Origin of the sequence: Gilliamella sp. B3482, from assembly GCF_026536805.1 — a bacterium.
Classification (GTDB): Bacteria; Pseudomonadota; Gammaproteobacteria; order Enterobacterales; family Orbaceae; genus Gilliamella; species Gilliamella apicola_E.
The window spans coordinates 211,754-234,599 of sequence record NZ_JAFNNL010000001.1 but is presented as its reverse complement, the minus strand read 5'-3'; the positions used below and the strand labels follow the sequence as shown (position 1 = coordinate 234,599).

At 32.5% G+C, this 22,846-nt stretch carries 19 protein-coding genes and 1 pseudogene; 16 read left to right on the top strand and 4 right to left on the bottom strand.

What is annotated here, in order from left to right:
• Positions 1 to 4: 4 nt before the first annotated feature.
• The 9 genes and pseudogenes from J3U18_RS01105 to J3U18_RS01065 all read left to right on the top strand — a co-directional run.
• Positions 5 to 934: pseudogene (locus tag J3U18_RS01105) on the top strand (sigma 54-interacting transcriptional regulator); the annotation flags it as partial.
• A 240-nt stretch (positions 935 to 1,174) separates the two neighbouring features.
• Positions 1,175 to 2,143, top strand: a complete 969-nt coding sequence (locus J3U18_RS01100) for a glycosyltransferase family 9 protein (protein WP_267352708.1) — start codon at positions 1,175 to 1,177, stop codon at positions 2,141 to 2,143.
• A 736-nt stretch (positions 2,144 to 2,879) separates the two neighbouring features.
• Positions 2,880 to 4,073 carry a glycosyltransferase family 9 protein gene (locus J3U18_RS01095; protein ID WP_267352707.1) on the top strand — a complete coding sequence of 398 codons (1,194 nt, stop codon included), beginning with the start codon at positions 2,880 to 2,882 and terminating at the stop codon, positions 4,071 to 4,073.
• Positions 4,074 to 4,323: 250 nt separating this feature from the next.
• Positions 4,324 to 5,517: a glycosyltransferase family 9 protein gene (locus tag J3U18_RS01090; protein WP_267352706.1), complete on the top strand. Its 1,194-nt coding sequence runs from the start codon at positions 4,324 to 4,326 to the stop codon at positions 5,515 to 5,517.
• Between the two features lie 20 nt (positions 5,518 to 5,537).
• Positions 5,538 to 7,016 carry a D-glycero-beta-D-manno-heptose-7-phosphate kinase gene (gene rfaE1 / locus J3U18_RS01085; RefSeq protein WP_267352705.1) on the top strand — a complete coding sequence of 493 codons (1,479 nt, stop codon included), beginning with the start codon at positions 5,538 to 5,540 and terminating at the stop codon, positions 7,014 to 7,016.
• 195 nt (positions 7,017 to 7,211) lie between these two features.
• A complete protein-coding gene (gene msbA / locus J3U18_RS01080) occupies positions 7,212 to 8,948 on the top strand; it encodes a lipid A export permease/ATP-binding protein MsbA (RefSeq protein WP_267352704.1) in 1,737 nt (578 codons plus the stop codon).
• Positions 8,949 to 8,976: 28 nt separating this feature from the next.
• The gene (gene msbA, locus J3U18_RS01075) at positions 8,977 to 10,746 is read left to right on the top strand and encodes a lipid A ABC transporter ATP-binding protein/permease MsbA (protein ID WP_267352703.1); all 1,770 of its coding nucleotides are present in this window, start codon (positions 8,977 to 8,979) and stop codon (positions 10,744 to 10,746) included.
• Between the two features lie 151 nt (positions 10,747 to 10,897).
• The gene (locus J3U18_RS01070; protein WP_267352702.1) at positions 10,898 to 11,869 is read left to right on the top strand and encodes a glycosyltransferase family 8 protein; all 972 of its coding nucleotides are present in this window, start codon (positions 10,898 to 10,900) and stop codon (positions 11,867 to 11,869) included.
• Entirely contained in the window at positions 11,856 to 12,785 is a 930-nt protein-coding gene (locus J3U18_RS01065) for a hypothetical protein (protein WP_267337497.1), read from the top strand. Before J3U18_RS01070 ends, J3U18_RS01065 begins: the two co-directional genes overlap by 14 nt.
• Positions 12,786 to 12,845: 60 nt before the next feature.
• Here J3U18_RS01065 and J3U18_RS01060 read toward each other — a convergent pair whose 3' ends face one another.
• Positions 12,846 to 13,934: a glycosyltransferase family 9 protein gene (locus J3U18_RS01060; protein WP_267352701.1), complete on the bottom strand. Its 1,089-nt coding sequence runs from the start codon at positions 13,932 to 13,934 to the stop codon at positions 12,846 to 12,848.
• 203 nt (positions 13,935 to 14,137) lie between these two features.
• On the opposite strand from J3U18_RS01060, the gene rfaD reads away from it, so the two are divergent.
• From rfaD to tsaB, 3 genes are all read left to right on the top strand, one after another.
• Entirely contained in the window at positions 14,138 to 15,064 is a 927-nt protein-coding gene (gene rfaD, locus J3U18_RS01055) for an ADP-glyceromanno-heptose 6-epimerase (RefSeq protein ID WP_267352700.1), read from the top strand.
• Between the two features lie 314 nt (positions 15,065 to 15,378).
• Positions 15,379 to 17,307 carry an ATP-dependent DNA helicase gene (locus J3U18_RS01050; protein WP_267352699.1) on the top strand — a complete coding sequence of 643 codons (1,929 nt, stop codon included), beginning with the start codon at positions 15,379 to 15,381 and terminating at the stop codon, positions 17,305 to 17,307.
• A complete protein-coding gene (gene tsaB / locus J3U18_RS01045) occupies positions 17,304 to 17,984 on the top strand; it encodes a tRNA (adenosine(37)-N6)-threonylcarbamoyltransferase complex dimerization subunit type 1 TsaB (RefSeq protein ID WP_267352698.1) in 681 nt (226 codons plus the stop codon). The genes J3U18_RS01050 and tsaB overlap by 4 nt, the downstream gene beginning before the upstream one ends.
• Positions 17,985 to 18,030: 46 nt before the next feature.
• Here the strand turns inward: tsaB and J3U18_RS01040 are convergent, their stop codons facing one another.
• Positions 18,031 to 18,297, bottom strand: a complete 267-nt coding sequence (locus tag J3U18_RS01040; protein ID WP_065562576.1) for a GrxA family glutaredoxin — start codon at positions 18,295 to 18,297, stop codon at positions 18,031 to 18,033.
• Between the two features lie 279 nt (positions 18,298 to 18,576).
• Between J3U18_RS01040 and J3U18_RS01035 the strand changes: the two genes are divergently transcribed.
• The 4 genes from J3U18_RS01035 (at position 18,577) to J3U18_RS01020 (ending at position 21,488) form a co-directional block, all read left to right on the top strand.
• Positions 18,577 to 19,269 carry a DUF2884 family protein gene (locus J3U18_RS01035; RefSeq protein WP_267352697.1) on the top strand — a complete coding sequence of 231 codons (693 nt, stop codon included), beginning with the start codon at positions 18,577 to 18,579 and terminating at the stop codon, positions 19,267 to 19,269.
• 63 nt (positions 19,270 to 19,332) lie between these two features.
• Complete coding sequence (gene folD / locus J3U18_RS01030) at positions 19,333 to 20,184, top strand: bifunctional methylenetetrahydrofolate dehydrogenase/methenyltetrahydrofolate cyclohydrolase FolD (protein ID WP_065562574.1); 852 nt, start codon at positions 19,333 to 19,335, stop codon at positions 20,182 to 20,184.
• 67 nt (positions 20,185 to 20,251) lie between these two features.
• Positions 20,252 to 20,743 (top strand): peptidylprolyl isomerase B, encoded by a 492-nt coding sequence (ppiB, locus tag J3U18_RS01025; RefSeq protein WP_065562573.1) that lies wholly within the window; start codon positions 20,252 to 20,254, stop codon positions 20,741 to 20,743.
• Entirely contained in the window at positions 20,736 to 21,488 is a 753-nt protein-coding gene (locus J3U18_RS01020) for a UDP-2,3-diacylglucosamine diphosphatase (protein ID WP_065562572.1), read from the top strand. Before ppiB ends, J3U18_RS01020 begins: the two co-directional genes overlap by 8 nt.
• Here J3U18_RS01020 and modC read toward each other — a convergent pair.
• Together modC and modB are read right to left on the bottom strand one after the other, a co-directional pair.
• Positions 21,467 to 22,147 (bottom strand): molybdenum ABC transporter ATP-binding protein, encoded by a 681-nt coding sequence (modC, locus tag J3U18_RS01015; protein WP_267352696.1) that lies wholly within the window; start codon positions 22,145 to 22,147, stop codon positions 21,467 to 21,469. The genes J3U18_RS01020 and modC overlap by 22 nt on opposite strands.
• A gap of 5 nt (positions 22,148 to 22,152) precedes the next feature.
• Entirely contained in the window at positions 22,153 to 22,842 is a 690-nt protein-coding gene (modB, locus tag J3U18_RS01010) for a molybdate ABC transporter permease subunit (RefSeq protein WP_065562570.1), read from the bottom strand.
• Positions 22,843 to 22,846 lie beyond the last annotated feature (4 nt).

The window sequence follows — 22,846 nt, the reverse complement described above, 5'->3', positions numbered from 1 at the left end:
TCAAAGTCAAGCTATGCAAAAGTTGATTGCTCAAGCTAAAGCATTTTCGGTGCAACGAGAACCATTACTAATCACTGGTGAAACTGGGACTGGTAAAGATTTATTAGCTAGCGCATGTCACCAATATAGTCCTAGGGGTGATAAAGCTTTTTTAGGTTTAAATTGTGCAGCAATGCCCGATGATGTTGTTGAAAGTGAACTTTATGGACATGCAGCAGGCGCTTATCCCGGAGCCGTTGAAAGTAAAAAAGGTTTTTTTGAGCAAGCAAATGGTGGTTCTGTATTACTTGATGGCATTGATGAGATGTCATTCCAAATGCAAACCAAATTATTACGTTTTATTAATGATGGATATTTTCGAAGAGTAGGTGACGATAACGAAGTTTATGTTGATGTTAGAATCATCTGTGCGACTAAAGTTGATTTAGCTGAGTTGGTGGAACAAGGAAAGTTTAGGAAAGATCTTTATTATCGCTTGAATGTATTGTCTTTAAATTTACCTTCACTAAAAGAGCGCAAGGATGACATAGAACCACTTACTCATATTTTCATTGATGAATTTGCTAATAAGCAAGGTATTACCCCGCCAAAAGTGAGTCAGGATGTTATCCCTTACTTAACGCAATACTCTTGGCCAGGTAATGTAAGACAGCTTAAAAATGTACTTTATTCCGCATTATCTCAATTGACATCATCACAATTAACAGTAAAAGATATTGCTCTACCTACGATAACTTCGACCCAAGTTTCTTGGATCAATGATATCGAAAATAAAACACTTGATGAAATGACCAAACAATTCGAAAAAAATATTTTGTTACAGTTGTATTATAACTATCCGAGTTCGCGCAAACTCGCGAAACGGTTAGGCGTTTCACACACATCAATAGCCAATAAGTTACGGAATTATGGCATTAATCGAATAGATGATTAATTTATAAAAATAATAAAAGAATAATGATTGATTTGTTTTATAAGATGAAATTGCTGAAACATTTATTATGGAAAATTGACGAGATAATAAAGAATGATTAATTCCTTCAAACAACTTAATCGATATAGAAATTTTTTAATTAAAAAAATTAAGAATAATTTTAAAACAAATCAACTTAATAAACGAAAGTTAAAAAACACTGTTTTTGATGCGGATAATTATCACTCAATATTAATTGTCATGTGCGATTTTGGTATCGGTGATGCAATCGTTGCTTCTTTTCTTATTAATGAATTAAGACAGAAAAATTATCAAGTGAATGTTGTTGTGGATGAACGGTTAAGCTTTTTATTTAATGGTTTTATTGAAGTCGACAATGCTTACTTTTTTAATAAAAAAGAGATAAAAAAATTTTGCAAAACTGAAAAAAATATCAAGATAGATCTTGCCATTGATCTTTATGATGAAGGTGATAATAGTCTTAGAAGGGTTGAACTTATCTCATCTTTTGACCCGACGCATACCATAGGGTTTAATCAATCTAAATTCTTACAATATGATACTTCAATTGTTTTTAACGAGGTGAACGCTCATATCACTCAACGAAGCTGTAAGATTCTAGATCTTCTGAAAATTAGTTATAATTGTGTTCAATATCATCTCAATATTTATCATGATGAATTATTAACAGCCAAAAAGTTTATTGACGAAGTGTGTAATGGATCGGATAAATTTATTATTGTCTTTAATCCGTTTGGATCGTCTGAAACGAAAAGTTTTTCACATGAACAAATAAAAAGAATTAACGCTTTTCTATCACAACAAAAAAGTTGTACTACCATTATTGTTGGGGAACAGAGGCAAATTTGTACTATTGATGAATTACCGAATATTCATCTCAATAGAAATCCATCTTTTATTGTGGCATCAGCGCTTGTTTCGCTATGTCATTTAGTCATCAGTGTGGATACATCAGTTGTGCATGTTGCATCAACTTTTAATAAACCAATGATAGCCGTTTATAATAATCGTTTTAATGCTGGTTTTAATCTGAATAAAGTTTGGGCACCTATCGGCACGAACGCTAAACTTTTATTTACACAACAAAACAAGATTACAAAGGCAGGTGATCCGATTGCTGAATTAGATATCCAATTGATTATCGAACAGATTAAAGAAACATTAAAAAGTTTCAGACCTTTGGTGTAATTTAAGCGTAGGATAATTTACGCTATCGATAATCGTTTAAATTTAGGTCATGTTGGTTGAAATTGTTAAGTAAATGAATCAATTGTTTATACAAACGAACTTCAAAAATCAATATTTACCAACTTTCATTCCCAATTCAGTGACTAATAGTATAAACTTACCGCCATCCAAATTGAATTTGGAAATATTAGTTAACTTATTTATAAAAATAATGTTGTCCAGTTATCAATAATTACATATAACACTGTAATAAAATTTGACTATTAAGAGTCAATAAAATTGTTTTGTCGTGTAATGATTCAAAAAAAACTCTAAATCTAAAAGAGTATGTATTCTGAAATTAGCAAAAAACATAATGTTGAAATAAAAAACAGTAATTTGCAGTATAAGCATTTTGTTTTGAATAATTGGTTATAGATTAAATAACATCGGAAAAGTTCAAATTTTTGTTGTGTATTGATTAGTGATTTTAGATTTCAATCTGTATAAATTTTTACACTTGATTAAAAGATATCTAACAGTTAACTAAGTATTATCTAATTTTACCAAACGAATAATTGAATGTTTCAACTCAATCGCAAAATTGTACGTAATATAGAAATCGGAAAATTGTTAATGCTATTAGTGTTTTGATGTAAACATGAAATGTAGCAACCCATTTAATTGATAGCGTTTATTAAATTACGAATTGTAATGGATGGAAAAATTCAAATTAATACATGGGGTAATATTAATTATGAGTTATCTTAAAGAGTTACAGAAAAAAGTTAATAAATATAAAACAAAATACAGTGTCAATAATAAGAAAATTGCGCTTAAATTAATTTGGTGGAACATTGTTCAAATAATTAGTTTAAAAACCAGTAACGATAAAATATCTAAGAAAAATCTAAATAAAATAGCCCTGGTTTTATCAGGAGGTATTGGTGATATTTTGATTGGTTTTAATTACGCTTGTTATTTACGAGAATATTTAAAGCCTAACAATATTATTATCGATATTTTTGTTAATAATGCTGGTATGGTGAAATCTTTAGATGGTGGGGCTGAATTTAATATTTTTCCCGTTTTAGAACCAATAAATGATAAATATCTGTTGAAAATAGGATTAGTTAGATACCCACAAGTTTTAGAAAATAATCTTATTTATTCAAAGCATTCCAAAAATAAAAAATTGCTTAAACTTATTGATGTTTATAAAGATTTTTACAAGAAAAATACCCGTTTTTTTGATTATTTACCTTTTATGGACGGCATGACTAATCAGTTTTCGCTTATCAATGGACATAAAAGAATACAACAACCTGATATAGCTAATTTATTAAATATTGGTCGTAATTTTAAGTATACCCCTAAAATATTTCACGAAAACCGAATATTAAACAATTTAAGGCTCAAGCCAGGTAAATATATCACTATCAACAGGGGCGTTGATAATCAAGGTAATGTGATTGAGTCCACTAAACTGTGGAGCTTACACAATTATAATGCTTTAGTAAATCTTATTAAAATCAATTATCCAAATTATAAAATTGTTCAATTAGGCGCATCAACCGATCGATGTCAACTAATTGATAATGTTGATATAAACTTGGTTGGCGAAACATCATTAGACGCCCTTAAAGTATTACTTAAGCATTCTGTACTACATATTGATAGTGAAGGGGGAATGGTACATTTAAGAAAGGCTTTAAATGGAGGGGTATCTGTCGTGATTTTTGGGCCTACCTCTGCCGATTTTTATGGATATGCTGACAATATTAATATTGCTTCTAAAGCTTGTCCATTTAGTTGCGAATGGTTAAATGAAACATGGGCAAAAACTTGCATCAATAGTCTCAACAACCATATCTGCATGAAATCTATAGATACAAATTTTGTTTTTGAACAAATCAAAAAATTTTTAAAGCATGATGAAAGTATAAATTAATTATTATCAATAGTCGCTTTATTGGAAAGGTCAAAGACTAAACTAGCATAGTTAAATAACACGATTGTTTACTCAAGTTATAAATATAATTACTTATTTATTCAGTTTTTTTGCTATAAAAATAATTTTATTATTAGAAATTTTTTCTAAAAATTTTCCTTTATTTTAGGGTATAATATCCCGCCCAAAAGTTAGGTTAATATAAATATATTTTAATATTGAAACTATATGAGTAAATAAGAAATCAATTATGAACTATTTTGATAAATTACAGCAAAAAGTTAACAAATATAAATCACTTTATTCCAATAAGTATAAAAAAGCTGCAATTAAATTGTTGTGGTGGAATTTGTGTAAACTTTTTGACTTTAAATCAAATAAGCAAAAATTTGATCCTGAAATTGAATATCGCTTAGATCGTTTATCTGTTTTCATTCCAGGGGGAATCGGTGATATTTTGATTGGTCTTAATTATTGTAGTTATTTATTAGAGTATTTGAAAGATGAAATCAAAGCCATTGATATTTTTGTTAAGAATACTAAATTAGTCAAAGAATTAATTGGTGAATCATGTTTTAATATCTATCATGAAGATGAGTGGAATCAAGGTCGAGTAGCTTATTTAATTGATTTTAGAATAGATCGTTTTCCACTAATAGTTAAAAATAATTTAGTTTTACTCCCGTCAAATGTAAATTTGAAATTAAAAAAATTGGTTAAATTGTATGAAGAATTTTATCGAATAAATGATAAAATTGTAAAAGCATCGCCTAAAATTGACTCATTAAGTATTCAGTATTCAATAATAAATAACCAAAATAGATTACAACAGCCAGATATTTATGGTTTTTTGAATATTGAACGCAACAATTATAAATTTTTACCAGTCGTATCTGATGATAAAAAATATCTAAAAGAACTGAAGTTAGCAGATACAAAGTTTATTACGCTTAATCGAGGGGTTGATGGAAATAATCTTGAAAGTGAATCCACAAAATTATATCCGCTTGAATACTATAATGAATTAGTCAGGCAGATAAAAATTAACTATAAAGATTATAAAGTTGTTCAATTAGGTGTTTCGACGGATAGGTGTCAGTTAATTAAAGGCACAGATTTAAATTTAGTTGGAAAAACGACCTTAAATCAGTTAAAAACTATTTTGAAAAATTCCATGTTACACATTGACGGAGAAGGTGGAATGGTTCATTTAAGAAAGTCTTTGCAAGGAGGTATTTCAGTCGTGATTTTTGGTCCGACTTCTGCAGATTTCTATGGTTATTCGAATAATGTAAATATTTCTTCCAGTGCATGTCCTTTAACATGCGAATGGATAAATAATAAATGGGCATCATATTGTATCAATAAGAACAATAATCATATCTGTATGAAAAGTATCAAACCAAATTCGGTTTTCGAAGAAATAAAAAAAATTTTAAAATAGCATAAACTGGAAATATCAATATGAATCAATTTTATTCTTACCTTTCTAGATTTAGAAATACTAAAGTAACGGTCATTGGGGATATTATGTTGGATCGTTTTTTGTATGGAACGGTAGAACGGATTTCTCCAGAAGCACCTGTACCCATTTTCAGATTGGATTATGAAGAGGTAATGTTAGGCGGAGCAGGTAATGTGGCGGCTAATTTAGCGTCTCTTGGCTGTAAACCTACTTTTTTAGGATTTGTTGGTTTAGACTCAAACGGTAAGCTTGTTACCTCACTTTTAAAAAAAGCTGGTAGCCATAGTCATCTTTATCAATTAAAAAATCATCCAACTATTATCAAAACAAGATTTATAGCTAATCATAATCATTTACTTCGTGCGGATGCTGAAAAGCTACTTCCTTTTGTTCCTGAATTACTTCCTAAATTTTCTAAATTAGTTAAGCAAGCAATTAAGATGACCGATATTGTTTTGTTGTCGGATTACAATAAAGGTATTTTTAATCAAGAAACTACGCAGATGATTATTAATCTTTGTAATAAGTTTAATATTCCAGTTATTGTTGATCCAAAAGGTAATGATTATTCTAAGTATCGTGGTGCGACATTAATTAAGCCAAATATCAAAGAATTTTTTGATGCAACAGGTATTAAACTCAATCCTGATAGTCCACAATTTGATGCTGAATTGAAACAAGGTGCTGGTATTTTCTTAAAACAATATGGTATTAAAAATATTATTGTGACCTTAAGTGAATATGGAATGGCTTATATTTCATGTGAAAATAAAAATTTCATTGTCAAAATACCAACAGAAGCTAAAGAAGTTTTCGATGTTTCTGGTGCGGGAGATACCTCTTTAGCCACGTTAGGCATTGCTTTAGGTGCAAAAGCACCAATTGCCGAAGCGATGCAATTAGCCAATATTGCATCAGGAATTGTGGTTGGAAAATTAGGCACAGCCACAGTTTCTTTTAATGAGTTAAAAGCAAAATTAACGACAAAAAAATGTGAAATTAAGTGTACTCGAACAAATAAAATTATCAGTTTATCCGATGCTAAGCCAATTATTGACGAATTAAAAAAACAAGGTAAAAAAATTGGATTTACAAATGGCTGTTTTGATTTGTTACATTTAGGGCATTTAAGTTCTTTGCAACAAGCTAAAAATGTTTGTGATATTCTCATTGTGGGTGTGAACTCAGACGATTCGATAAAAAAATATAAAGGTGCTGATAGACCTATTCAAGATCAAAACACTCGAGCCACGTTACTGGCTTCACTCGAATTTGTTGATTATGTCATCGTATTTAATGAAGATAACGCGTGCCATATTGTGGAAGAGCTTCGTCCTGATGTGATTGCGAAAGAAGGCTACACCATTGATAATTGGCCTGAAGCGCAAAAAGTAGTCAGTTATGGTGGCGAGGCCATTATTCTTGAACGTATAGAAGGTTATTCAACCTCTCAGTTAGTCGCTAAATGTAAAAAATAATCGACGATACGGTGATATAAATGCATATCGAGCAGATATGCATTTTTTTGATGCGAAGAATCTATTCTATTTTAAATGAACGAAGTTTTATTGTAGGAATAATTAACTAAGACTCTTTTAAGCATTTATTAAACTAACGAGACATCCTTATTTGTAGTATAATACCTATTATTTTGATAATTTTTAATTAACTTTATGTCGGACAAATATACCTCTTGGAAAACACTTAGACTGCTTTGGCCTTTTGTTGCACCATACAAAAAAGCATTAATTGCTGCCGTGTTTGGATTGCTATTAAATGCCGCTACTGATGCTACGCTAATTTCTCTTACAAAACCGTTATTGGATCATGGTTTAATGGGGAAAAATTATTCGTTATTGATGATCATTGCTGGTTCGATCATTGGTTTAATACTGTTAAGAGGTTTGTCAAACTACGCATCGACCTACTGTCTATCGTGGTTGTCGGGCAAAGTTGTCACCAAATTTAGGCAGTTAATCTTCAATCATCTTGTTAAAAGCCCCGTTAGCTTCCATGATAAGAGTTCTGTGGGTGATCTTGTGTCAGTTATCACATTTAATACACAACTCTTATCCAAAGCGTCATCCGATGCGTTAATTATCTTGGTTCGAGAAATTACCTATGCCATCGGACTTTGTTGTGTCATGTTTTATGGTAGTTGGAAATTAGCATTAGTGCTATTTATCATTGTTCCTATAATCATTTTTATCGCACAATTTATTGCCAAAAAATTTAGAGAAACCATTAAATCGATGCAAAAAGGGATGGGTGAAATCACCACTGCTGCCGATGAAATGTTGAACGGGCATAAAGAGGTGCTAATATTTAATGCCAAAAATTACGAAAAACGTAATTTTAGCCAAATAACTGATACTGTGCGACGTGGCGTATTAAAAATTGAATTTGTTTCAAGATTGTCAACGCCAATCATCCAGTTGATTGCAACTTTAGGTTTAGGGGGCATCTTGTATCTGGTTGCCAGTGAAAGTTTGGATATCACGCCCGGATCTTTTACCGTGGTATTTTCTGCTATGGTAGCGGTTATGCGCCCACTTCGTGAATTAACCAGTTTACATGTTGAATTACAAAAAGGTGCGGTAGCTTGTGAATCATTATTTGGGATCTTAAATTCACCATTAGAAGAAGATGAAGGTAAAATTGAGAAAGATAAAGTTAATGGTAATATAGAGTTTAGACATGTTACCTATACTTATCCTACTCGAAATACACCCTCACTCAATGATATCAGTTTTACGATAAAAGCGGGGCAAACGGTTGCATTAGTTGGACGGTCTGGAGCCGGTAAATCCACCATAGCCAGTTTAATTCCTCGTTTTTATGATGTAACAAACGGCGAAATTCTGTTAGATTCGATTAATATAAAAGATTACACATTAAAATCGTTACGAAGCCAGATTGGATATGTATCGCAACGCGTGCATTTATTCAATGGAACAATAGCCGATAATATTGCTTATGGAGAGAAAGGAAAACATTCTCAAGAAGCCATTACGCATGCTGCAAAATTAGCAAATGCTTTAGAGTTTATTGATAAATTGGAACAAGGTATTAATACTGAAATTGGTGATAACGGCGTATTGCTATCAGGAGGACAGCGACAACGGATTGCAATTGCCAGAGTTCTGTTACGTAATAACCCGATTTTAATTTTAGATGAAGCGACTTCAGCATTAGATAATGAATCCGAACGATTGGTACAGGAAGCCATTGAAATTCTGCAAAAAAATCGTACATCTATCATTATTGCACATCGATTATCAACCATTGAAAAAGCAGATCGAATTTTAGTTATTGATGAGGGAAAAATCGTTGAAGATGGCGATCATGAATCACTTTTAGCGCTTAATGGTATTTATTCTCAAATGCATAAAATGCAATTTAATGCGTAATATCATTAATTTATTTATGAAGAACAATATGACTAAAAAACATCAACAAGAAAAGCATGATCTCGATAAAGATTCATCAACATGGCAAACGTTTTTGAAACTGTGGCCATATATTATTGAGCATAAACTTATTTTATTTGTCTCTGTATTATTACTTTTCTTAAGTGCATTTGCCGATACATCACTCATTGCAATATTAAAACCTCTTTTAGATAGAGGGTTTAGTGATGGTGATAAAAGTTTTTTACTTATGGCTCCCATCTATATTTTTGGGTTGGTTTTATTACGCGGTATTGCTAACTACGGCTATTCGGTTTCGTTAGCATTTATCTCTGGTAAAATTGTCATGCGGATTAGACAAAGGTTATTTAACCATTTTGTCGATGCGCCGGTTAGTTATTACGATCAAAATTCGAATGGTCGATTATTGTCTCGTATAACTTATGATACCGATCAGGTAGCCTCGTCATCATCCGATGCTTTAATTATTATTATTCGTGAATCGGCATTCATTTGTGGATTATTTTATACGATGTTCTATAACAGTTGGCAATTATCATTGTCACTGATCATCATTACTCCCATTGTTATTGGTTTAATTACGTTTATTTCTGTGAAATTCCGACGATTAGCTAAAAACATGCAAAATTCAATGGGTAATGTCACCATGTCTGTTGAACAAATGTTAAAAGGACATCGTGAGATCATCGTATTTGGTGCACAAGACGAAGAGTCGAACAATTTTGTTAAAATAAGTAATAAGTTTCGTCGTGACGGTATGAGACTTGTCTCTATTTCAGCGCTCTCTACCCCAATTGTTCAGTTAGTTATTTCATTTGCAATTGCTTTTGTCTTATTAACGGCAAGTAATCCGGATTTAAATATCACAGCGGGTGAGTTTACGGTTGTTTTTTCTTCCTTAGTTGCACTTATGCAACCTATTAAAAGTTTGACCAGTGTGAATGCGAGTTTTCAAAAAGGTATGGCGGCATGTCAAACACTATTTTCTATTTTGGAACAACCTGTCGAAAAAGACTCGGGTAAGCTCAACATTGAGCGTGTAAAAGGGGATATCGAATTTAAACATGTCAGTTTTGGTTATGAAACCCGACAACAACTTGCGATCCAAGATATTAGCTTTACTGTTTCGGCAGGAAAAACTGTGGCTTTTGTTGGGCGTTCGGGTTCAGGGAAAACAACGATCACAAATTTACTGACACGTTTTTATGATATTTCTGAAGGCGAAATATTGATTGACGGACATAACATTCAAGACTTAACCCTGTTTTGTTTAAGGAATCAAATTGGATTAGTCTCGCAAAATGTTTTTCTGTTTAATGATACCATTGCCAATAATATTGCGTATGGTCGACTTGATCAGTATTCCCAAGCTGAAATAGAAGCAGCAGCTAAAAAGGCTTTCGCTTATGATTTTATCATGAATTTTGAAAATGGTTTTGACACCAAAGTCGGAGAAAGTGGTGTATTATTATCCGGCGGCCAACGCCAGCGTATTGCTATTGCAAGAGCATTATTGCGTGACAACCCGATTTTAATCTTAGATGAAGCAACTTCTGCATTAGACACGGAATCTGAACGTGCCATCCAAAAAGCATTGGATGAATTACAAAAAGGTAGAACATCTTTAGTGATTGCCCATCGACTCTCAACGATTGAAAATGCCGATGAGATACTCGTTATTGATGATGGACATATTATCGAGCAAGGTAATCACACAGCTTTATTAGAGAAAAAAGGAATATACTTTAATTTATATACAGGTAAACAATTCCAATAAATTAAGTGAACGCAAACTATAATCAAAAGCTGTATTAGTCAAACCGGAAAAGTCGCTACTATTGGATTTTTGAGGGTAAAAAGAATAATTGCAAGATATTTAATTTAAAAATATTATTTGTAGTAAATGGTGCATCATGGAAATAATTTAGATGAATAAACATAATACGATTAACATCGCTTTTTGCTCAGATAAAAATTACTTAAAATATGTAGCGATAGCTATTCAATCAATCTATTTTAACAATTTGAATAATGCGTTAAAATTTCATGTTTTTCTTTATGATGTCGAACAAGACGATATTGATCAATTGAGTCGTTTAAGCTCAGATATTATCGTCTATCCTATACCTAAAGCATGTTTGGACAAATATGATAACGAACATGCGATAAAGCATCTTAATCGTTCCATGTTTATTCGACTACTTGTCCCGCGGTTATTAAATGGAAAAGTGGATAAATTAATCTATTTAGATGCTGACATCCTTTGTTTCAAAGATATATCTGCAATAAATAATATCGACATCGATAATGTCGTGTGTGCGGCCGGTATTGATTCATTAAATAATGAAAACGTTTCTAAAAATATTCAACGATTAAACTTGTCGACTACACATTATTTTAATTCAGGTTTTTTATACATTAATGTAAAAAATTGGAATGATTTTAACACCGAAGATAAAGTAAATACGCTTTTATTATCGCATAAAGGTCAGTTGCGTTATCCTGATCAAGATGCGCTTAACATGGTATTACAAAATGATGTGTTAATCGTTGATCCTAGTTGGAACTACTTATTCACATGGATTAACGAAAAAAATAAAGATAAGTTTTTTGAAACTGAAAAAAATTTACCTTACTTTATTCATTTTACGGGAGCGAGAAAACCTTGGTACCATGAGCATGTGGGTGCTGCCCAGAATTGGTATCTTTTTTATAAACATTTTACACCTTGGCGAGATAGTGATTTAGACAACTATCAAGATAAAATGAGACCCACTGATTGTCGAGTCTATGCAAAAAAATTCTTTAAAAGTGGACATGCATTAAAAGCCTTAAAATATGCATTGATGTATATTAAACTTAAAAACAAAAATAAAGTTAATAAAAATGAAATTAAGTGATGAATTGTTTAAAGTAATCTATCGACTAACGCATTCTAAGCGTTATAAACATAACCGTAAACGTTGGCCGCATGTCAAAATCTGTCGTGGGGACTGTGGCCAAATAGTCGATTTTGCTTATAAAGGGATCACTATTCCTATCATCGATCTTAAATCATTAAAACATGCCTTTACTGGTCAATTAGTCATGGTTGCTTCTGGACCATCCATTAATCAAATAACGTTTAAACACTCTCCATCGGTTTTGACTTTAGGGGTAAATGGCTCATATTGTCTAAAGGACAAGATAAACTTTAATTTTTATGTTATCACGGATATTCACTTTTTTTCTCAACGACCTGAGATTGTAGAACAAATTATTGCTAACCCAGATCTTCTCTTATTTTTGCAAGTGGATGGTTTAGTGAAAATCATAAACCTTTTCGGTAACCAATCCATCTGTTGTAAAGTAGCGTTAATTGAAGATGCGTTCAAACTGACTTATCAACCGATCCAAACATTGACTGAAATTGAAAAAGATCCTACCCGAAATAAAAGTATTTACTTCTATCATAATGATCATCGGGAACATGAGCCGTTAGCCTTTGAGACAAATATTGTCAATGGCGTATTTCCGGCTAAAACTGTTGTTTATTGGGCGCTTCAAATAGCCGTTTACTTAGGTTTTAACCAACTTTATTTAGCTGGTGTTGATTTAAATAATTTCCATTTACCTCGATTTTATGAAACACCAGACAATATCACCTATTCACAATTAGCATCTGATTTTGAAAAAAATATTCTCCCTGCTTTTGAGCACGCAAGTTCTGTCATGAAAGCGTTAAAAGTAGAGGTTAAAAATATGTCTTTAGATAGTGCTCTTGATACGGATATTTTCGAAAAACAGGCTTATAACGATGTTTTTAATTCATTATAAATGAGTAAGCTTACGCTATATAAACTTCATGACAATAATATTTTTTAAGTGAAATCTGATTTAAAGATTTATTGTCAGCTGATCTATATAGTGCTTTAAGTTCATTATATCTAAATTTTGGGCTGAGTTTTCGGGTGCAATGATCTGTATTGCATTTTCATAATTAGGTTTATACACATCGTTATTTTTATATCGGGGATCAAAAGTATCAATCTCAGAACTATAAACACTAATTAAAGGTTTATTATAAGCATTGGCAAGATGTACAATAGAGGTATCAACTGAAATAACAAAATCACAATGTTTAATTAACGACGCAGCATGAAAAAAATGATTGAGTGGATTAATTACTATATTTGGTGATGGATGTAATTTACTGATTTTATCTGGCAAACCAACGACAATGGTTACTATATTGGGGTAACTCGACATAAGATCTATGATATCTTGTGCCTGTTTGCTTGAAAAACTTCGGCGATCTGAGGATGCATAAGGATTAAAAATACAGATTTTTTTAGATAGATAATTAGATAAAAGCTCTTCAACTTGTAAATCATATTCATTGGAATAATGAAGATCATATTTGTAATCATTTTCGCTTGTTTGTATATTAATTCTATTTAAAATATATCTAAATCTTTGACTAAAATGTGCACTAAAATCCGTATAGGTGATGATTGAGTCATATACACGGTAACAATTGGGATAGTTAAAGCCAATAGTATGTTTAGGTTTTATTTTCTTAATGATCTTAAAAATCCAATTGGAATAACTGGTTCTATTGTTTGGATCAATAAATAGATCGCATTCTAAAGATTTTAAAACACGAATCTGTGATTTGGTTAATGGTCTGTCAAGACAAATAACTTGACTGACATAAGGATTAGATTCAAATAAAAAAGCATTGGATTTTTTTGTCAGCACTGTCACTTCAAAACCGTGAGTGGCGAGAATATTAGGCAGTCCTGATATGATAACAGCATCGCCAAGTCCATTTTTACATGCTTGAATGGTGACTTTATCTATTTTTGATAAATCTAATTGAGACCTTTTCAGCTTAAAGGACAAAATAAAAAGTTTTACATTTTTGAATAAATAATTTCGTTTTCTGTTTAATTTGCTAATTGTATTGATAATTTTTTTAAGCATCGGCTAGGTCTAATTGTTTTGTCTTACTTTTTTTATTGTACCAAAATTTGTATCAGTAAAACATAACCATTAATAAGATAAAATGTTTTTTAAATTATGAAAAACAAATAAAGAATATTTAAATCTGATTGAATAAGAACACTCGAAAATAACGATATTATACAATATAATATCTTTATTCATTAATTAAAAAGGTAATTATTATGATTGTTGTGACCGGTGGAGCAGGATTTATTGGTAGTAATATTGTAAGAGGTCTAAATAAAAAAGGATTTAAAGATATCCTTGTTGTTGATGACTTAAAGGATGGGACAAAATTTTCTAATCTTGTTGATCTCGATATTGCTGACTATATGGATAAAGATGATTTTATTGTCGCCATTTTATCCAATGAAAATTTAAATATCGATGTCATTTTTCATCAAGGTGCATGTTCCTCAACGACTGAGTGGGATGGCAAATTTATGATGGAAAACAATTATCAATATTCTAAAGATCTACTACACTACTGTTTAGAACTTGATATACCATTTTTATATGCTTCTTCTGCTGCAACTTATGGTGGTCGTAGCGACAACTTTATCGAAGATAGAGCTTATGAAAAACCGTTGAATGTATATGGGTATTCTAAATTTTTATTTGATCAATACGTAAGACAAGTATTACCAACGGCTAAATCACAAGTATGTGGTTTTCGCTATTTTAATGTTTATGGGCCTCGTGAAACACACAAAGGTAGTATGGCAAGCGTTGCATATCATCTTAATGAACAGCTTCACAAAGGCGAAAAACTTAAATTATTCGCCGGAAGTGATACTTTCAAACGTGATTTTATTTATGTGGAAGATGTGGTTGATGTCAATTTATGGTTTTGGGAAAATAAAGTATCAGGCATTTATAACTGTGGAACCGGCAAAGCAGAATCATTCCAAACAGTTGCCGATGCGGTACTTCACTATCATAAAAAAGGTGAAATTGAGTATATACCTTTCCCTGAACATTTAGAAGGACGTTACCAACGTTTTACGCAAGCTGATTTAACAAAATTTAGAAATTCAGGTTGTCCGATTCAATTCAAATCGGTGACTGAAGGTACTACCGAATACATGAAATGGTTAAATAACCAATAAAGTTTATGCTTTTTGGGCCATAGCATTTTTAATCATTTTAACAACATCCTTCCTTAATAAACCTTTTTATTGTCACAACATTAAGGGAGGGGGTGATGAAGCGATTTTTCTTAAGTTTATAATATTATCTAGTGCTGCTTGTAAATAATTGTTATAGTATATCGATTATTTAAGTTACTGGTTGTTCAATTCCAATATAATAAATTCATCTCTTTTTTATGAAAATACTATTTTCTTCATATCAAATTATTCCTAAATAATTTTTCAAGTGTGAATAAAAAATTGGGCTTATCTTCTAATTAGGTGCATTTTAAGTGATTAATGATTTTGCAGAAAATGGTTTGCTTGCGACAGCTATAGATGGTTTTGTTGCTAGAGAACCACAAAGACATATGGCAAATAAGGTCACTGAAGCAATAAATGCACAAAAGTCATTGGTGGTCGAAGCGGGTACTGGAACGGGTAAAACCTTTGCTTATTTAGTTCCTGCATTACGCAGTGAGAAAAAAGCAATAATCTCGACAGGCTCCAAGAATTTACAAGAGCAGTTATATAGTAAAGACTTACCTATTATCAAAAAAGCTTTAAACTATACAGGTAAAATTTCACTTCTTAAAGGTCGAGCCAATTATCTCTGTTTAGAGCGCATGTATCATCAATATGCTGCTGCCGGAGATTTAGAGAAGAATTTACGAACTGATCTGGTTCGGGTTAAAAATTGGTCAATCAAAACAAAAGATGGTGACATTAGTAAATGTACAACTGTTACCGAAGATAATCCAATTTGGCCAATTTTAACTAGCACAAATGATAATTGTTTGGGTAGTGATTGTGAACATTACAACGATTGTTATGTGGTTAAAGCTCGTAAAAGAGCCATGAACGCTGATATTGTTGTTGTTAATCATCATCTATTTTTAGCTGATGTTGTTGTGAAAGATACCGGATTTGGTGAATTAATTCCTAAAGCTGATGTGATGATATTTGATGAAGCGCATCAACTTCCTGACCTTGCGTGTCACTATTTTGGTGAGCAGTTAACAAGTCGACAACTGTTCGACTTAGCTAAAGAGATAAATTTGGCTTATAGAACAGAAGTCAAAGATATGTCACAACTCCAGCAGTGTGCTGATAAACTACAAAAATGTACCCAAGATTTGAGATTGTTGATAAGCCAGCAAAATAATAAAGGAAATCTTCGTTATCTATTTAATCAAACCAATATTAAACAAGAATTATCTTATTTATTTGATGCGCTTGATTTTTGCAAAGAAGTTCTGTTATTAGCGATAGGGCGATCCACAACTTTAGATAATTGTTATGATCGAGTTAACCAATACCAGCAATTATTAAAAAAATTGTCCGAAACTCATGTACCAGGTTTTAGTTATTGGTATGAAAGTTCATATAGCTCTTTTCTCTTTGCATTAACTCCATTGTCGGTAACGGAAAAATTTGAGGAATTATTAATCCAGCGTAAAGGTGCCTGGATTTTCACATCAGCAACATTATCAGTTGATAATCAATTAGATTACTTTACCAAACGTTTAGGTTTAACTAATGCAGAATCATTAATTTTAGAAAGCCCATTTGATTATACCAATCAGACTATTTTGTGTGTACCACGTTATATACCATCACCAAATGAAAGGGGCAATGCTGAAAAACTTGTCAATATTTTATTACCGGTTATTGAGGCAAACAAAGGGCGTTGTTTTTTCCTTTGTACATCTTATGCAATGATGAATGCATTAGCTGAACATTTTCGCTTACATACCGAGTTACCGATTTTAGTTCAAGGTGAAACAAGCAAATCAAAACTTCTTGAACAGTTTATTGAAAGTGGTAATGCACTATTAATCGCAACAAGCAGTTTTTGGGAAGGGATTGATGTTAGGGGAGATACTTTATCTTGTGTTATTATAGATAAATTACCGTTTACCTCACCAGATGATCCCTTAATGAAAGCGAGAATGGAAGATTGCCAAATGCAAGGTGGCGATGCCTTTAATGAAGTGCAATTACCTGAAGCCGTTATTACCTTAAAACAAGGTGTTGGGCGATTAATCCGTCATCATAATGATCGAGGCGCAATTATTATTTGCGATAATAGATTAGTTATGCGACCTTATGGGGCAACGTTTATAAATAGTTTACCACCATCGCCAAGAACCCGAGATGTTAACAAGGTAATCAATTTTTTATTATCTAACAACCAATCAGATAATCTGGAAACCAAATGAGTACTATTTTAGCCATTGATACTTCGACAGAAGCTTGTTCCGTAGCTCTATTTTTTCAAAATGAAATCATTCATGATTTTATGATTTCGGCACGTGATCATACTAAAAAGATCTTACCAATGGTTGATAAAATTTTAAGTCAATCAGGTTGCACGCTTTCACAACTTGATGCTATTGCTTTTGCTCAAGGTCCTGGTAGCTTTACTGGAGTAAGAATAGGTATTGGTGTAGCTCAAGGATTAGCATTAGGAATTGATAAACCGATGATAGGTGTCTCAACTTTGATGACCCTAGCGCAAGGCGCTTATAGGAAAACAGAGGCAAAGAAAGTCATACCTGCGATAGATGCTAGAATGGGCGAAGTCTATTTAGGACAATATGAGTATCAAAACCAAAATTGGCAAACGATCATTCCAGAATGTGTCGTCAAACCTGAAAATGCAATCAATAAAATTCAAAAAAGTCATAATGATTATTACTCAGCAGGTACGGGTTGGCAGACTTATCCTGAAATGTTAACAGGAACTAAGCCTAGTGAAGTATTCTTACCAGAAGCACAAGATTTGGTGGTTATCGCTCATCAAAAATGGTTAAGAAAAGAAGTTGTTAAAGTTGAAGGTGTCGAGCCAACTTATTTGCGTAATGAAGTTACATGGCAAAAATTGCCGGGGCGTTAAGATAAACCACCGAAATGGTTTATCTGTATTTGATGTGCAAAAGTATTTAGTCTTGAAATAATCCCAAATTAGCTTTGGCATATGCTTCAAAATCAGTACAGCCACCAATTGGTTTTTCATCAATAAAAATTTGCGGTACGGTTTCAACCGGTTTACCAACACTTTTAGAAAGATCTTCCTTGGTAATACCTTCTGCATTTATATCTACATATCGATATGAAAAATCATCACGTTCTTGAGATAACTTCTCGGCAAGCTCTTTAGCTCGCACACAATATGGACATCCTTGACGTCCAAAAATAACAGCGTACATATTTCACCTCTATGAGTTAAATTGAATAAAATTACTATACTTTAGTTTTGAATAAAAAAAAGTAGATAAATCTAGTTGATATAATAGATTATATCTATTGATATTACATCCGCATAGCGTGTAAGGTATACGTTTTAATCATTTAAATGATTAATTGATTATTTTATAGCTACTTTTATTAAAAAAAGTTGAGGAACGGGGTTTTTTAATTCTTTAAATTGATGCTAATTTGATATTACTCGCTATAATTTAAATTTCAACCATTAAATGGATGTCAAGATGCTAAAAAAAATAATAGTTATTTTTTCATTAACCTTATCAATAACAGTGTTTGCGGCACAAAAAGAGTGTGCTGTAAAACCCAATTACGATATAGTGATAAATAAAGACAACATCCAAATCGTAAATAAGTCGAATGATTTATCGATCAAGAATGATGGCAAAGTAATACTTAATAAGAAAACAATATCAGTTAGCCCTCAATTACGTAAAAATCTCAATGAGTTTCAAAAAAGTCTAAGATCACAATTACCACAACTAGAACAACAATCATTAGATTTATTATTGGAAGTAAAAGTTGCTTTCGATCTAGCAATAACAAGAAAATTAAGTGATGACCGCGAACTACATGGCGAATTAAATAAATTATATAAACGATTAGTTAAATTGCTAAATCGTTCAATTATTACTGAAAATGGAACAACAAAATTTTATTACCAAAACTTTAATAAATTAAAAAAAGATGGACAAGATATCGGTGAACGTATTTTTTATAATGTTGTGGGGGGAAGTATTTTAGAATTTAACTTCTTTAAAAACTTCGGTGCCATCAAAGATATCTCAAAAAATGAATGGAAAGCTCAAAAACCTAAACTTAAAGCATTCGATTCACATATTTGTTCGGTAATTACTGATATAGACAAACAATATCAACAGATTTTAACAGAACTTAGTCAATCAACCGATAAGTGAATAGACAATAATAAAAACTTTTGCGAGAATACCCCATTCATTGGGTAAAAGAAGTAATCGCTTATGACTGCAAAAATAATTGATGGTAAAGCGTTAGCGCAGCAAATACGTAACGAAATAGCCAAAAAGGTAAAATCACGGACTGAACAAGGTTTATCTGTTCCAGGACTAGCTGTTATACAAGTTGGTTCTGATCCCGCTTCTAAAATTTATGTTAAAAATAAGCAAAAAGCTTGTGACGATGTCGGCTTTGCTTCTTTTGCTTATGATTATCCATCTTCAACCACTGAGGCATTATTAGCGTTGATCGATGAATTAAATCAACGAGCCGATGTTCATGGCATCTTAGTTCAGCTTCCATTACCAGATAACATTGATAAGACAAAAGTGTTAGAGCGTATCGATCCTCGTAAAGATGTTGATGGTTTTCATCCTTATAATATTGGTCATTTATTACAACGCGATCCGATATTACGCCCATGCACGCCGTATGGTGTTGTTAAAATGTTAGAATCAACCGGCATTAATTTATCTGGCTTAAACGCAACAGTTGTAGGCGCATCAAGCATTGTTGGACGTCCTATGGCGTTAGAATTATTGTTATTAGGTTGTACCACAACGATTACTCATAGCAGAACTATTGATTTAGAAAAGCATGTTCGTAATGCTGATATTGTTGTTGCGGGTGTTGGAATCCCTAACTATGTTAAGGGAGAATGGATCAAACCTGGTGCTATCGTAATTGATGTTGGAATTAACCGTTTACCTGATGGCAAACTTGTTGGAGATGTAGAATTCGATATTGCTAGCCAACATGCCGGTTGGATCACACCTGTACCTGGTGGAGTAGGGCCAATGACGGTTGCAATGCTAATGAGTAATACATTAGAGGCATGTGAAAGATTTAGCGAGTAAGTCTAAGATAATAGACAGATTTGTATTATGATTTTTATGAATTAAAAAATGAAAATAAGGACATCTTATGATTATATTTCATACTTCTTTAGGTGATATTAAGATCAATACTTTTGATGATAAAGCTCCTGAAACAGTCAAAAATTTTGTTGAATATTGTAAAGAAGGTTTCTATGACAACACTATATTCCATCGAGTGATTAATAATTTTATGATTCAAGGTGGTGGATTTGAGCCAGGTATGAAACAGAAAAAAACTAAGGCTCCAATCAAAAATGAGGCTGCTAATGGTCTAAAAAATAGTCGTGGTACTTTAGCTATGGCACGTACAAGTGATCCTCATTCCGCGACGGCTCAATTCTTTATTAATGTCGTTGATAATGATTATTTAAATTATCGTTCTTCTGATATTAATGGTTTTGGTTACTGCGTATTTGCTGAAGTTGTGGATGGCATGGATGTTGTCGATAAGATCAAAGCCGTTAAAACTGGCCGTAATGGAATGCATTCTGATGTGCCAGTTGAAGATGTCGTGATTAAGAGTGTAACGGTTGAATAATCCTGTTCGCTTTTTTATCGCAGATATTCACCTCGGTGAAAATGAGCCTGCTGCACATCATTTTGATATTACAGCAGGCTTTTTGTCATTTCTTAAACAATTACCTAATGGCTGTGAACTCTATATTCTAGGGGATTTGTTTGACTATTGGGTGGGGGATGATGTTGATTCAACACTACACAAACAGATTTCGGATGCTTTAAATGAGTTATCCTCAAAGCAAATTAAAAAGTTTTTTGTCCACGGTAATCGTGATTTTCTGATTGGTAAAGACTATGCTAAGCGATGTGATATGACCTTACTAGGCGATATTAATTGTTTAGTCAATCAGGATAAAAATATTGTTTTTTTACATGGCGACCTGCTTTGTATTGATGATCATCAATACCAAAAATTCCGAAAAATCATGCATAAAAAGTGGCTACAAAAGTTATTTTTATTCTTACCATTATTTATTCGATTAAAAATTGCGACGAAATTACGAAAAGAGAGTAGTCAGCATAATCAAATAAAATCAGAAACGATCATGGATGTAAATCCACAAGCAGTGATTGATATGATGATTGAGAATAATGCCAATATAATGGTTCATGGCCATACTCATAAACCTGCAACCCATCATCTAACCATTAATGGTGAATCAGTAACCAGAATAGTATTAGGTGCTTGGCATGATGGTGTTTCATATATAAAACAAGAAGAGAATAGTACTACATTAAAGCTTTATAGCCAGTCTTTCAAATAGTTACTTTGTAATATTTGTTCTGTCATACCAAAGTCTATTAATTTCCCCTGTTCTAACACGGCTACATGCTGAGCAATACGTTTGACTTCATTAATATTATGGGTGACATAGATAATAGGTATGTTCAAGTCACTCACTAGTTTATTAATATAGCTTAATAACTCCTTTTTACGGGGCATATCTAAAGCGGATAAAGGTTCATCCATCAATAATAATTTGGGGTTGGTTAATAAAGCTCGACCAATGGCAACTCGCTGTTTTTCACCACCTGAAAGCATCGCTGGATAACGATCAAGTAGTGAACCAATATTGAGCACTTTGACAATATCATCAAATTTTTCTGTATTTAACGATCGTGCCCCATAAGTTAAATTTTTGATTACTTTATAATGAGGAAAAAGTAGTGCATCTTGAAAAACAGTACCAATTTGTCTTTTCTCTGGTGTGACAAAAATATGTTTTTCTGTATCGACTAAACTATCTTGTTTTAAATTGATATAACCATTATCAGGTTTGATTAAACCATTAATAAGGTTGATAAGTGTTGATTTTCCCGAACCAGAAACCCCTAAAACAGCAGTCACACCTTGGCAGTTAATTTCATGTTTAAATTCGAAAACAAACGAGGCAAGTTTTTTGCTTACATTGATATTTAACATTATCGCTATCCTGTTAATTTCTTTTTATGCCAACGATTTAGCATCTCTGAAACGAATAAGGCAACTAAAGATAAAATGATCGAAACAATACAAAGTCGTAATGCTCCTGACTCGCCATCTGGGGTTTGTAATAAGGTGTACATTGCTAATGGAAGGGTGCGTGTTTCTCCTTGAATGTTTGATACAAAGGTAATTGTCGCGCCAAATTCACCCAAGCAACGAGCAAAACCGAGCACGACTCCCATTAAAATTCCTGGGAAAGCTAATGGTAGCGTGACAGTCATAAAGACTCGAAATGGTTTAGCACCTAAGGTTCGAGCTACATTTTCTAAACGTGAATCTATCGATTCAATTGCTAATCGAATCGATCGAACCATAAGCGGGAACGCAACCACAGCAGAAGCTAAAGCTGCGCCTTGCCAATTGAAGCTAAAGCTTAAATGAAAATATTTATCTAACCATTCGCCAATAAAGCCATGGCGACCCATTGTTAAGAGTAGAAGATAGCCTAATACTACTGGAGGCAACACTAAAGGCAAATGGACAATGCTATCAAATAGTGATTTACCGATAAATTGACATCTTGCTAAAATCCAAGCTGTCAACACACCTATTGGAAGGCTAAAGACAATTGCTGCTCCTGCTATTTTCAAGCTTAACAGCAATGTTTGCCATTCATACTCAGTTAACATCATCTTG

Excerpts from the sequence above, each read along its gene's own strand:
- tsaB (WP_267352698.1), top strand. The coding sequence starts at position 17,304 with ATGAGTACTATTTTAGCCATTGATACTTCGACAGAAGCTTGTTCCGTA.
- folD (WP_065562574.1), top strand. The coding sequence starts at position 19,333 with ATGACTGCAAAAATAATTGATGGTAAAGCGTTAGCGCAGCAAATACGT.
- msbA (WP_267352703.1), top strand. The coding sequence starts at position 8,977 with ATGACTAAAAAACATCAACAAGAAAAGCATGATCTCGATAAAGATTCA.
- J3U18_RS01090 (WP_267352706.1), top strand. The coding sequence starts at position 4,324 with ATGAACTATTTTGATAAATTACAGCAAAAAGTTAACAAATATAAATCA.
- J3U18_RS01060 (WP_267352701.1), bottom strand. The coding sequence starts at position 13,934 with ATGCTTAAAAAAATTATCAATACAATTAGCAAATTAAACAGAAAACGA.
- modC (WP_267352696.1), bottom strand. The coding sequence starts at position 22,147 with ATGTTAAATATCAATGTAAGCAAAAAACTTGCCTCGTTTGTTTTCGAA.
- modB (WP_065562570.1), bottom strand. The coding sequence starts at position 22,842 with ATGATGTTAACTGAGTATGAATGGCAAACATTGCTGTTAAGCTTGAAA.
- rfaD (WP_267352700.1), top strand. The coding sequence starts at position 14,138 with ATGATTGTTGTGACCGGTGGAGCAGGATTTATTGGTAGTAATATTGTA.
- J3U18_RS01065 (WP_267337497.1), top strand. The coding sequence starts at position 11,856 with ATGAAATTAAGTGATGAATTGTTTAAAGTAATCTATCGACTAACGCAT.
- J3U18_RS01100 (WP_267352708.1), top strand. The coding sequence starts at position 1,175 with ATGTGCGATTTTGGTATCGGTGATGCAATCGTTGCTTCTTTTCTTATT.
- J3U18_RS01040 (WP_065562576.1), bottom strand. The coding sequence starts at position 18,297 with ATGTACGCTGTTATTTTTGGACGTCAAGGATGTCCATATTGTGTGCGA.
- msbA (WP_267352704.1), top strand. The coding sequence starts at position 7,212 with ATGTCGGACAAATATACCTCTTGGAAAACACTTAGACTGCTTTGGCCT.
- rfaE1 (WP_267352705.1), top strand. The coding sequence starts at position 5,538 with ATGAATCAATTTTATTCTTACCTTTCTAGATTTAGAAATACTAAAGTA.
- J3U18_RS01070 (WP_267352702.1), top strand. The coding sequence starts at position 10,898 with ATGAATAAACATAATACGATTAACATCGCTTTTTGCTCAGATAAAAAT.
- J3U18_RS01035 (WP_267352697.1), top strand. The coding sequence starts at position 18,577 with ATGCTAAAAAAAATAATAGTTATTTTTTCATTAACCTTATCAATAACA.
- ppiB (WP_065562573.1), top strand. The coding sequence starts at position 20,252 with ATGATTATATTTCATACTTCTTTAGGTGATATTAAGATCAATACTTTT.
- J3U18_RS01095 (WP_267352707.1), top strand. The coding sequence starts at position 2,880 with ATGAGTTATCTTAAAGAGTTACAGAAAAAAGTTAATAAATATAAAACA.